The organism is Candidatus Hydrogenedentota bacterium (assembly GCA_012730045.1).
Lineage (GTDB): Bacteria > Hydrogenedentota > Hydrogenedentia > Hydrogenedentales > CAITNO01 > JAAYBR01.
In genome coordinates this window covers 19,965-31,282 of the sequence record JAAYBR010000106.1, presented here as the reverse complement: position 1 = coordinate 31,282, position 11,318 = coordinate 19,965, and the positions used below count along the sequence as shown (strand labels likewise).

Here is an 11,318-nt window from a genome sequence, read left to right as displayed (position 1 = left end):
TTTCCACCGTGCTGAAAACCGGATGCCGCTGGTTAAACACCGGAGCCTCCGGGCGGTTCCACGCCCCAAGAAGCATTTTCTCCGCTACCTTCCTCCGCAGTGAACGAGATGCTGTCCGTGGGTCCGGAAACGGCGCAGAAGTGGCGGAGAATCACCTCGGCAAAAGCGCCGCCGCAGCCCTCAAAGTAGTCCTGTCCTCCTTTGAAAGCCTTGCGCACGGGGCGGGTCGGGGCGGGAATGTAGTGAGACTGGCCGTAAGGCCCCTCCTCCAGCACCGGTGACACCGCCCGGAGCATTTCCAGCGCCCGGTCCCGCCGCCCCCACCGGCTGAAAGCCTCGGCCACCTGCGCGGGCCAGGCGGTGTAGGATCCCGTGAACCCGTGGTCGGCGCGGAGCGAGTTGCCCGGCCAGCCGCTTTCCCACGAGGCCATGACCTCCGGGCGGGAAAGGGTGTCCCCGGCGGAGGGGTCCTCAATGGACAGGGCGCGGAGCCACTGGCCGGTCCACAGTTCGCGGTCCACGGAATCCATCATGCGCCCGCGGAGCCCCGGCGGGACGTCCTCCGCCATGCACGCGGCGACGGTCATGAAGTCCACGACGGAGCGCACCTCCTGCCGGCGTCCGTCCGGCATGAGGCAACTGAACCAGCCGTTGGCGTCGCTGCACAGGGAAAGCACGCGCCCCGCCAGCCCCCCCGCCTCCTCCTCAAGACGCGCGGCATCCTCCCCCCTGCCCCGCTCCCTCAGCATGCCCGCAAGCGTGCGCATCATCCACACGTTCGCGGCGTTGAACGATGGCACAACGTTCGTGTAGGTGGGCACGGTCTCCAGGAGGTTGTCCTTGGTGCCGTAGTCCGCCATGCCGAAGGGGTTGTCGGCGAGTTTCTTCCAGTGGGTGGCGAGGGATTCGAGGTGCTCCAGAATGGTCCGTCCGCCGACACGCTCCTCCAAGAACGCCCAGTCATCGTTCAAGCGCATGTAGGTCGTGAGCAACTGGAAAAGCGCGTAGTCGTTGGCGCTGTACCACGGCCCCACGCCTTTCAGCGTGAGGAAGTCCACGGCATAGCACGAATGAATGTCCGCAGCCAGGAAGAGCCGGAGCTGTTCCTTCAGTCCTGCCGGGTCCAGCAGCGCCCAGAGGGTGCCGTAGAACTGCGTGTCCCAGAAGTAGGTGAGCGTCGGGGCGTAGAACGGCGAGGCGGTCACAAAAACCCTGGGGTACTTCTCCGAAAGGCCGGTCCGCTCCATGCACAGCCAGCTCAGCACGCTGCCGTAATACACACGGTGGAGCGCCCGGTCGTCCGTAGCCAACAGGGGAAGATGCCCGCTGTACCTCCCGTTTCCCGGGGTGAAGGCGTCCTTGAAGCGCGTTTCCCATCCGGTCCGGGCCGTCTCCTGCTGGTCGTTGAATCCGTTCAGCCAACTGTGCGCCCGATGGAGCGTTTCCGCCCGGTCTGCGCCGAAGGCTACAGTGATCCGCACGGTGAGGTTGCCGCCGGGGGCCAGCCGCTCCTCCCAATGGAGACAGTCCTCCGCGTCCATGGAGCGCGGGGATGGCGTCATAACCATGGCGGTCACGGCGGGGGACTTGCTGTCGGCCCAAGTGACCGCGTCCTCCCCGTCCGGAACAGCGCGGTGGTCCTGTGCCTTGTCGTCCGGCCTCGGGGGCGCCCAGGCCCAGGTTCCTTCCTGGCGCCGGACAATGATTCGGGAGCTGAGGGAGATTACTGCGGCTGCGTCCGTGTCCGTGGGGTTTTCCACGGCGAAGGTCAGCAGGAGCCCGGCGTCTGAATCCGCCATGCGCGTGGTGGTGCGGACCTTGAGGGCGCCCGCAGCCCCCTCTCTCCGGATTTCATACGCCCGCCATTGGGAGGTTTCGGCGGCCACCGGCGCGCCGTTGACCGAAAGCGCCAGCGCCTCGCCGCCCTGCGACAGCGGGGGGAAGGTGGCCACCGTGACCGAAAGCACATTTCTTCCGGCGGCCACCGCCCCGTGCAGATTGGCCAATGCGGGCATGTGCTCCAAGGTCGCGCAGGTCTGAACACTTCCGCCGAGTTCATCCAGCGAGGCCGGGAACGGGAGGACGTCCTCTCCCCGGGCGGGCATCACCCAGAGGAGCGTCGCAACGACCGCCAAAAGACGCAGAGGTGTGTGTGTCACGGCTTGTTCTCCTGGGGGGGTGCCCGTGTGCCGCCGCATGCTTTTTGGGGAGGACAGGCATTCTTCTCCAACCCGCTTTTAGAAGCCTAGCATACTTAGGGCAATCGCGCTAAAATCCCCCCCCCTTCCTGAAAAAGCGTTTTTTTCGTTCCCTGTTCCTTGCCCTCTTGAACGCTGAAAGCGTTGCCGAATATAGCCCAGGCCAGGCCGCCGCCCGAAGGGCCAGGCCTGCCCTGGGGTGCCCGGACAGAAAGAATCATGTCCCAACGGGGCAGCCGAAATGGGGACGGGTACCCAAAGACAAGGCCGGCGGGACGCCAGCGGTACGGAAAGACCTGCCGGGCCTGGCTTCTTACCGCCGACGTCCCGCCGGCCTTGTCTTCTTCCCGGCGCGTCAATTTCGGCTGCCCTTTCAGGGCAAGTCTTTAGGGTGCATCCTCCCCAGGGCAGGCCTGGCCCTTCGGGCGGCGGCCTGGCCTGGGCTATATTCGGATGTCCCGCTGGGACAACAAAGACAGAATCACATAACCAAGGACCGTCCATACCGGGGACAGGCACTTCTTGAGGGGCATTTCAGTGCGATTACCCTGCTAGCATGCGCGGCCGTCCCATGTTCCACAAGGGGGGCGTGCTATACTTTTGGGGACTGCGGGGGCGCGTCAGGAGTCTTCACCGTGACGGAAACCATCCGAGAGCAACTGGAGAAGCGGGAGTCCATGACCCTGTGCCCCGGGGCGGCGCGGGCGGCCGAAACCCGCGGGCGGGAGCATCCGGAGACGGAGGACCCGCACCGGACCGCATTCCAGCGGGACCGGGACCGCATCCTGCACACGAAGGCTTTCCGGCGTCTGAAGCGGAAGACGCAGGTCTTTCTCGCCCCCGCCGGGGACCATTACCGGACCCGTCTGACACACACGCTGGAGGTCTCCCAGATCGCGCGCAGCATCTCGCGGGCCCTGTTTCTGAACGAGGATCTCACGGAGGCCATCGCGCTGGGCCACGACCTTGGCCACACGCCCTTTGGACATGCGGGGGAGCGCGTGCTGGACCGCGCGCTGGAGGGCGGTTTTCGCCACTACGAGCAGAGCCTGCGGGTGGTGCAGAAGCTGGAGAAGCGGCGCTCCGGGCCGGGGCTCAACCTGACATGGGAGGTGCGGGACGGCATTGTGAACCACTCCCGGGGCAAGGGCCTGCTCTATGGAAAGCCCCGAGGCGCGGAGGGGCCCGCCACACTGGAGGGGCTGGTGGTGGCCATCGCGGACGCCATCGGCTACATCAGCCACGACATAGACGACGCCCTGCGCGCGGAGGTGCTGCGGCCGGAGGACCTGCCCCGCGACGCCGTGGGGGTTCTGGGAAAGACCACGTCCGAACGCATCAACACGATGGTGGTCGGGGTGATCCACGGAAGCGCGGACGGGACCGTGGGCATTGTGCCGGAGGTGCGGGACGCCATGCTGACCCTGCGCACCTATCTGTATTCCACGGTGTACCCCTGCGCGGCCATAGACACGGAGATCAAGAAGGCGGAGCAGATGCTTGAAACGCTCCATGCGCACCTGTTGGCGCACCCGCTTCCGGACATACTGGAGGCGGATCCGGCGGACTCCCTGGCCCGCCGCACGGCGGATTTCGTGGCGGGCATGACGGACGAGTACGCCATGCAGCTCTACCGCGAGCTCATTCTCCCCTCCCCTTGGCGGGGCTGACTCCCACGCTAAACACACAACGGGCCGGGACCCGCCCCGTGCGGCGTCCCGGCCCTTGGTGTTTCGGTCATTTCTTGCGGAGGGCCTGCGGGAGGTACTCGGGGAGTTTCTTGTCCGCGAAGACGGGGGCCAGCCGCGCGAAGCGCTGGCGGCCGTTCACCACGGGGACGCTCGCCCAGTCCTCGCCGATGAGGGGTTTCGCGTAACGGACAAAGTCGTCCGTGACGTCCGTTTTGGACGGCGAAATCCACGCCTCGGGGAAAGTCCGCTCGGAGTTGGCGACCAGCTCCAGGGGGGCCTTGTCGTAGCGCACGTTGTAGATGGGGCCGGGTTCGCGCAGGATGGTGGACATCCAGCCATTCTCGCCGGAAACGGCAATCAGCACGGCCTGCTGGCCCACCTTGTAGGCCTCGTCCAGGTCCACCACGGAGGCGTAGGCCGCCGTGCTGCGCTGGTCGGTGCCGGAGACCTGCCCGCGGGCCTTGCCGGGCACCGGCAGCTTGTTCGCGTTGAGCAGGTTGACCACCTTCTGGGCGGCGGTGATCTGCGTCGCGCCGAAGTTCGTGTGGCCGAAGCTGTCCCGCACATCGCCGAGCTCGCCCACGTCAAAGCCCTCGCTCACCACGACCACGCAGCGGCCGTCGCGCAGGAGCTGCCGGTTGACGTTGTCGCAGAGCTCCTCCGCGGAGACCTTCGACTCGGCCATGTAGATCTGGAGGGGCATCTCGCGCTTCGGGTCGGCCAGCCGCGCCGCGGCGGGGATGTAGCCGATCTTGCGGCCCATGGCCTGAAGCACCAGCACGGGGTCCGCCGGGCAGGAGCCCCGGTTCTCCTCGTCGGCGTTCTGCACGATGCCCATCCAGTACCGCGCCACGCTGCCGTAGCCCGGCGTGTGGTCAATGAGCTTGAACTCCGCGTCGCCCACGTCGTTGTCAATGGTCTTGGGCACGCCGACGGCGACGAGGTCGAGGCCCTGCTCCCTGGCCAGCACGGCGATCTTGTGCGCCGTGTCCATGGAGTCGTTTCCGCCGTTGTAGAAGAAATAGCCGATGTCGTGGGCCTTGAAGACCTCCATGACCCGGGCGAAATCCTCCTGCTGGTCCTTCTTGAGCTTGTAGCGGCAGGTGCCCACGGCGCCGGCGGCGGGGGTGTACCGGAGCAGGGCGATCTCCTCGTCGCTCTGCGCCGACAGGTTCAGCAGCTCCTCGCGGAGCACGCCCTCAATGCCGTGCCATCCGCCGTACACCGTGCCGAAGGTGTCCGGGAACATCCCGCACGCCTCCACCACGCCGCGCAGGGAGCTGTTGATCACGGGGCTGGGTCCGCCCGACTGGGCCACAATCACATTCTTCGGCATGCGGTCTCTCCCTATGTGTGCTTCATTTCGGGCGGCGGACGGGGCGTCCGTGTCCTTCCTATCTGCCGGGCTCCTCGAGCCAGGTCATGACAAATCCGCGGTCCCCGTCCAGGATGCGCTGTTTCAGCTCCAGAGCGGGCTTGTAGTCGGGGTATTTTCCCAGAAGCGCGTTGAACGCCACAAGGCCGGCGCTGTCCCCCCGGTGCAGATAGACGGTCAGGGCGTGCATCAGCTCCTCCCGGGGCTTGGGGCGGTTTTCCGCGCGGGCCTCGAAGCCCGCCAGGCCGCGCGCATACGCCTCGCCGGCCTCGTCGCGGCGGCCCAGTTTCTCCAGCACAATCCCGCGCATGACGTGGGCCTCCGGATGGTCGTCCCACTGCTGCGCGACGTCGGAATAGGCTGCGGCAGCCTCCTCCAGCTTCCCGGACTGGGCGAGAATGACGGCGCGGGTGAGCGCGGCGTCCCCGTAGCCCGCGTCCTCCTTCAGGGCGGCGTCCACCAGCGTCAGGGCGCGCCCGAAATCCTTGGCGGCCGCGGCCGCGGCGGCGTCGCGGTGAAGTTCCAGGGCGCGGGTCTTGGGCACATAGACGGGCTCGCGGCCCGTTTCCGCGTAGCATCCCGCCAGCGCCAGGGGCGGCAGCGCAAGGGCGGCCGCCGCGCAAAGACGCAGGGCCTTGCGCGTCCGGGAATGGCCAGCTGTTTTCAGGGGGAGTGTCATGGGGGTCCGTCGCCTATTTCAGGCGGTAGAGAATCTCGCCGGCGTCCGGCACGAGTAACAGCCCCTCGTCCTCGCGGTCGCGCCAGTCGTCGGGGTTGATGCTGTCCGGGTCACGGTAGTTGAGGTTGATGGCGCGGCATTCCGCCTCGGGAATGGACGTGGCCAGGGTGACGGTGACGCGGGGCTTCTCGACGCCGTCCTCGTAGGTGCCCATGCCCCGGACGTGGGTGGAATGGGCGAGGATGCCGCCCGGAATGTCCGTGAAACGGTCCATCTGCTTCACGAAGTAGTCGCGGACATGGTAGCCAATCCGCGCGATGAGTTTTCCGTGGGTGACGCTGACCTCGTGGATGTGCTTTCCGTAGATGATCAGCTCGCCGCCGTCGGCGACCACGGGCTCCAGCTTGTACATGCACTTTCCGGCGACCCAAATCTCGTCGTACATGGGCGGGGCCATGGCCAGCACGCTCTTGAAGGGCCGGTCCTTGTAGACGATGTGCGTCTTCGCGCTCAGGTCCGCGGCGCGGTCCCAGGCCTCCTCCGGCGTGCCGAAGAAGACGGCCTTGGTGTCCTTCTTCACCTGCGTCAGGCAGAAGCACCGCTTCTCCACGGGGATCATGGCGGCCGCGCGGTCCACCACCGCGCGCACGGGCGTGTGCTTGGTGCCGTTGATGGCGTAGTTGGTGATGAGGGCGCCCAGCCAGTGGAAGAGGTTCAGGATGTCCTCCCCCGCAACGCCGGGGTAGAAGTATTTGTTGCCGCCGCTGAACCCGACCACCTCATGCGGGAAGACCGGCCCCACGATGCACACGAGGTCGTAGTCCAGCACGCGGCGGTTGAGGGTGACCTCCGCCCCCCGCCGGAGCAGGCCGCCGGAGAGTTCGGCGATGTCGTCCTCTGTGAAAGCCCCCACCCGGGTCAGCGCCTCAGGGTTCTTCCAGTCGTGGTTGAAGATGCCGATGTCGCCGAATTTCCCCGCGCGCTCCTCCGGTGTGATGCCGAGCAGTGTGTGGATCATGGCGTCCGTCATGGGCGGGTGGGTGCCCAGGGCGATGAGGTAGTCCATCTTCTTCGCCCGGCCGTGGACCGCGTCGTGCAGTGCGCGGAAGACAAGGGGCATGGGCATGCTGCGGGTCTGGTCGGGGATGATGAACAGCACCGACTTGCCGTCGAGGGCCAGGGTGCCGCAGGCCTCGGCGACAAAGGCGCGGATTTCGTCCGCACTCAAGTACCCCTGTTCTGCGATCTTTTCAAGCACCGCCATGGGTGTTCTCCCTCATGGGCCGACCGTCACTTCGCCGCATTGGTCACGGCGAAGCCGAGGCCCCCCAGCTTTCCTGCCATCCCGGCGTCGGGCACGGCCATTTGGACCCGCGTGTTGAAGAATTCGCGGCGGCGCGGGTATTCCTTGCGGAGACGGTCAAACCAGGCCGCCTGGGCCTCCCTCCCCTCCTGTGCCAGAATGCCGCGCATCCGCGCATCGTCTGCCGAAATGTCGTAGACCGCATTGACCGCCCCGAACAGCGCCCCGGGTACGCGGGGGTCCACCGTCAGCTCCGGGCAGTCGGGGGGCGGCAGGAGCGGCATCGGATCCCATTCGGGGAGCAGCCCCCGGGCGCGGCAGAGCGCCTCGTAGACTTGGCGGGTGCCGTTGACTTTGCCGTCGAAGGAGTATCCGGCGATGTGGGGCGTGGCGATGGCCGCCGCCGCCACGAGCTCGAGATCGGGGGCGGGCTCCCCCTCCCACACGTCCAGAACGGCGGCGCGCACGCGGCCGTCCGCCAGGGCGGCCTTGAGGGCCGCGTTGTCCACCACCGGCCCGCGCGATGAATTGAGCACGATGACGCCGGGCTTCATGGCCGCGAGGAGGCGCTTGTCACAGAGATGGAAGGTCGGGTGTGCCCCCGCCTTTTCCAGCGGCACGTGGAAAGTGATGATGTCACAGGCGAGGATGTCGGACAGGGGGCGGAAAGCGTCGCCGCCCTCCCGTTCCTGGCGGGGCGGGTCGTTCAGCACGCAGGTCATGCCGAGGGCGGAGGCTTTGGCCGCGACTTTCGTCCCGACATTGCCGACGCCAACGACGCCCAGGCTCATGGAGGACAGGTCCAGCCCGAGGCGCTGCTCGAGGGTGAGCAGGGCGGCGGTGATGTAGTCCCCGACACTGTTGGCGTTGCAGCCCGGGGCGCTGCTGAAGGCCACGCCGTTCGCCGCGAGCCACGCCTTGTCCACATGATCCTCGCCGATGGTGCAGGTGCCGACAAAGCGGACGGGGGTGCCTTCGAGCAGGTCCGCGTTCACCTTGGTGATGCTGCGCACCACGAGGGCGTCCACGTCCGCCAGCATGCCGCGGCAGATGGCGCGTCCGTGGGCGGTGACCACCCCGCCCAGGGTGCCAAAGGCCTCGCGCCCGTAGGGGACGTTCTCGTCAACCAGAATGCGCATGGCGGGTCAGTGGCTCCGCTTCCACGGCGGGACTTCGGGAAGGTACTTGTCAAACTCGGCGATGAGGGACGCCTCGTAGTCGCCGGCGTAGGTGCCCGCGAAGAAGCGGCCGAGCCCCTCGTCGTACAGTCGCTTCCAGGAGGCCTCCTCGTCGCCCGGATTGATGGGGAAGAAGAGGGCGTCGTTCTTGCGGGCCGCCTTGAGGTCGCCGTTGGCGTCGCCGATCATGAGAATCTTCGTCTTGTCGTAGCGGCCTTCGGACGCGTGCTGGATGTGCTCGCCCTTCGTGCCGACCTCCTGGCCGTTGATGGCGAAAACGTACTTCGCCATGTCCTGCTCGGCCCACTCGCGCTCGAGGGCCTCGCCGGGCGTCTGGGAGCAGACCATCATGTCGGCGGCGCCCATCGCCTTTTCCAGGCACTCGCGGACATAGGGGAACGGCGGCAGGCCGCCCTGCACGATGTCCTCCACCGAGCGGTTGACCGCCAGCGACCACTCCAGGGCGGTGTGCATGTCCGGCTCGTCCCCGGCGGAGTGGGCGGCGCAGTAGGCCTTGAGCGCCGGATTGCCCAGCTTGGTCTCGTTCTCCACCCAGCGGCGAAGGTTGGGCATGGCGGGCAGGGCGATGCCGCGGGCCATCGGGGCGTCCCACTCGGCCAGCAGGTCAACCGTCATGAGCAGGGCCGGAAAGCGGTTGACGCCGCGCCATTTGGAGTAGAGGTTCACAAACTCGGCGGCGGCGCGGGCGTACTTGGAAACGGCCTGAAGCCCCCAGTGCTTGATGATGTTGGGGATGAAGCACTCCTTGTGTTTGATTTCCATGGTGTCGAACGCGCACCCGTCGGAGTCTATGGCGATGAGAAACTCATTCCGGGGCTTCCACTCCTTCAACGCGGCAACAGGATCACTCATGTCAGCACCTTTCTTAAGGGGTTGCGGCTGTTCTTGCGGGTCGGCGGCAAAACTCAGACGCCCGAGAAGGCGGAAAATCCGCCGTCCACGGGCAGAACAATTCCGGTGACAAAGCGCGACGCGTCGCTGGCGAGCCAGACCGCCGCGCCGACCAGGTCTTCCGGCGCGCCGTAATGGCCCATGGGGGTGTGCGCCATGATGGTCTCGCCGCGCGGCGTGGGCTTGCCGGTCTCCTTGTCCACGAGGAGGAACCGGTTCTGGTCGGTCAGGAAAAAGCCCGGGGCGATGGCGTTCACCCGGAGCTTCTGGTTGTATTCCTGCGCCAGATGGACGGCCAGCCACTGGGTGAAATTGCTCACCGCCGCCTTGGCAGCGCTGTACCCGGGAATCCGGGTCAGGGGGCGGAAGGCGTTCATGGACGAGATGTTGATGATGACCGCGCCGTCGGCGTTGTCGCGCATGGCCTGGAGGAACACCTGGGAGGGAACAATGGTCCCGCCCACAAGATTGAGGTCGAAAACCTTGCGCAGGGCGTCCTCGGGCAGGTCGAAGAAGCTCTGCTCGGCGGAGGTGGTGGCCCCCTTCATGTTCCCGCCGACGCCGTTGACCAGGATGTCCACGCGCCCAAAGTCGCGGACCACCGCATCCCGGCAGGCCTCGATGGTGGCCCGGTCAAACACGTTCAACAGGTAGCCCTTCGCCGTGCCGCCGGCGCCGGTGACGCGCTTCGCGCAGGCGTCCGCCATGTCGGGAAGCAGGTCGGCCACGGCGACCGTGGCGCCCGCCCCGGCCAGTCCCTCGGCGATTGCGCCGCCCAAAACCCCGCCCCCGCCGGTCACGACGGCCACTTTGCCTTTCAATGAGAACAGTTCCAGCGTGTCCATGGGATTCTCCAGTTCCTTTCCCGACGTGTCTCGTGGATGGATGGAAATGGTAGCACACGCCCCCCCCGTGTTCCAAAAGCGCAATGAAAACGCCGTCCGGCGGTGGACGCCGGACGGCGGGGAAACGCGGAGTGGAGGAACCTAGAAGAGGAACGACAGGTACATGCCCAGCCGGTCAATGGGGAACTCGCTGGGCCAGCGCAGGAACTCGCAGTGGCCGTCCATGTACAGCACGTTTCCGCCCCCGGGCACGTGGTTGTAGGTGGTCGGCGCCCCGTAGACCGCCGTCTCGTCCCACATGACGGCCAGCTCGCTGGCGGCCTTGGCCGCCGCGCCGGGGTTGTTGATGTCCGTGATCAGGAAGCGCTCAATCCCAATGCGCAGCCGGGGCGCCGGACCAAAGTCTGCCAGTTTTTGGTCGGGCCGTATCTTTCCGCCCTGCGTCAGCACGATTGGAATGGCCGCCTGCAACAGTTCCGGGGCAATAAAGTTCAGGAGCTGGGTGAAGTTGCCCTCATTGATTGTGGTGATGTCCTGGGGAATCGGAACGCCGGGAATGGTGAGGTTCTGAACGCTGAACGCCCACCCGAGGTAGTAGTAGCTCCCCCGCGCCAGCGCGCACGGCCGCACCGGCTTCTCCAGGACGTTGTCCTCATGAAACGCCCGGCGCACGGTGTCCGCGTCGCTGTCCGACGGGCACACGAGGACGTTAACATCGCTCAGATACTCGGGGTACACCATCGGGCCGTCAAAGGAGGCGTCCCTCGCCCAGTGCGCCGAATTGGCCGGGTCTTTCCCGTCGCAGTTGAAAATCTTCATGGGCGGGAACGTGTCCCGGGCCTCGTTGGCGTACATGTTGAAGACCAGACCCATCTGTTTGAGGTTGTTCTGGCAGGAGGAGCGCCGGGCCGCCTCGCGCGCCCGCGCCAGCGCGGGCAACAGGATGGCCGCCAGAATGCCGATAATGGCGATCACAACCAGCAGCTCGATCAGGGTAAACCCGCCTCTTCTTCTCATGGCGCGAATCCTTTCGTTTCGAAACCAGAACCGAAAAGGGCCTGAACAGGACGTCCCGTCTGTGAGAAATATACCACTTCATGACGAAAATCAGCAGACGTGGGGGAGGCATCGGGGATG

9 protein-coding genes are annotated in these 11,318 nt (G+C 66.4%); 1 reads left to right on the top strand and 8 read right to left on the bottom strand.

Annotation, left to right across the window (positions count from 1 at the left end; all coding sequences use genetic code 11):
• Positions 1-32: 32 nt before the first annotated feature.
• Positions 33-2,159, bottom strand: a complete 2,127-nt coding sequence (locus GXY15_11325; GenBank protein ID NLV41804.1) for a hypothetical protein — start codon at positions 2,157-2,159, stop codon at positions 33-35.
• A gap of 716 nt (positions 2,160-2,875) precedes the next feature.
• On the opposite strand from GXY15_11325, the gene GXY15_11320 reads away from it, so the two are divergent.
• Positions 2,876-3,868: a deoxyguanosinetriphosphate triphosphohydrolase gene (locus GXY15_11320; GenBank protein ID NLV41803.1), complete on the top strand. Its 993-nt coding sequence runs from the start codon at positions 2,876-2,878 to the stop codon at positions 3,866-3,868.
• Between the two features lie 67 nt (positions 3,869-3,935).
• Here GXY15_11320 and GXY15_11315 read toward each other — a convergent pair whose 3' ends face one another.
• From GXY15_11315 to GXY15_11285, 7 genes are all read right to left on the bottom strand, one after another.
• Complete coding sequence (locus GXY15_11315; GenBank protein ID NLV41802.1) at positions 3,936-5,225, bottom strand: diphosphate--fructose-6-phosphate 1-phosphotransferase; 1,290 nt, start codon at positions 5,223-5,225, stop codon at positions 3,936-3,938.
• Between the two features lie 58 nt (positions 5,226-5,283).
• Positions 5,284-5,943 (bottom strand): tetratricopeptide repeat protein, encoded by a 660-nt coding sequence (locus GXY15_11310; protein ID NLV41801.1) that lies wholly within the window; start codon positions 5,941-5,943, stop codon positions 5,284-5,286.
• Positions 5,944-5,956: 13 nt separating this feature from the next.
• A complete protein-coding gene (locus tag GXY15_11305; GenBank protein NLV41800.1) occupies positions 5,957-7,207 on the bottom strand; it encodes a DUF2088 domain-containing protein in 1,251 nt (416 codons plus the stop codon).
• 26 nt (positions 7,208-7,233) lie between these two features.
• Entirely contained in the window at positions 7,234-8,385 is a 1,152-nt protein-coding gene (locus GXY15_11300) for a 4-phosphoerythronate dehydrogenase (GenBank protein NLV41799.1), read from the bottom strand.
• Positions 8,386-8,391: 6 nt separating this feature from the next.
• Positions 8,392-9,297, bottom strand: a complete 906-nt coding sequence (locus tag GXY15_11295; protein NLV41798.1) for an HAD family hydrolase — start codon at positions 9,295-9,297, stop codon at positions 8,392-8,394.
• Positions 9,298-9,350: 53 nt separating this feature from the next.
• The gene (locus GXY15_11290; protein ID NLV41797.1) at positions 9,351-10,181 is read right to left on the bottom strand and encodes an SDR family oxidoreductase; all 831 of its coding nucleotides are present in this window, start codon (positions 10,179-10,181) and stop codon (positions 9,351-9,353) included.
• Positions 10,182-10,322: 141 nt separating this feature from the next.
• Positions 10,323-11,198 carry a DUF1559 domain-containing protein gene (locus GXY15_11285; GenBank protein NLV41796.1) on the bottom strand — a complete coding sequence of 292 codons (876 nt, stop codon included), beginning with the start codon at positions 11,196-11,198 and terminating at the stop codon, positions 10,323-10,325.
• Positions 11,199-11,318 lie beyond the last annotated feature (120 nt).

Excerpts from the sequence above, each read along its gene's own strand:
- GXY15_11320 (NLV41803.1), top strand. The coding sequence starts at position 2,876 with ATGACCCTGTGCCCCGGGGCGGCGCGGGCGGCCGAAACCCGCGGGCGG.
- GXY15_11315 (NLV41802.1), bottom strand. The coding sequence starts at position 5,225 with ATGCCGAAGAATGTGATTGTGGCCCAGTCGGGCGGACCCAGCCCCGTG.
- GXY15_11310 (NLV41801.1), bottom strand. The coding sequence starts at position 5,943 with ATGACACTCCCCCTGAAAACAGCTGGCCATTCCCGGACGCGCAAGGCC.
- GXY15_11305 (NLV41800.1), bottom strand. The coding sequence starts at position 7,207 with ATGGCGGTGCTTGAAAAGATCGCAGAACAGGGGTACTTGAGTGCGGAC.
- GXY15_11300 (NLV41799.1), bottom strand. The coding sequence starts at position 8,385 with ATGCGCATTCTGGTTGACGAGAACGTCCCCTACGGGCGCGAGGCCTTT.
- GXY15_11295 (NLV41798.1), bottom strand. The coding sequence starts at position 9,297 with ATGAGTGATCCTGTTGCCGCGTTGAAGGAGTGGAAGCCCCGGAATGAG.
- GXY15_11290 (NLV41797.1), bottom strand. The coding sequence starts at position 10,181 with ATGGACACGCTGGAACTGTTCTCATTGAAAGGCAAAGTGGCCGTCGTG.
- GXY15_11285 (NLV41796.1), bottom strand. The coding sequence starts at position 11,198 with ATGAGAAGAAGAGGCGGGTTTACCCTGATCGAGCTGCTGGTTGTGATC.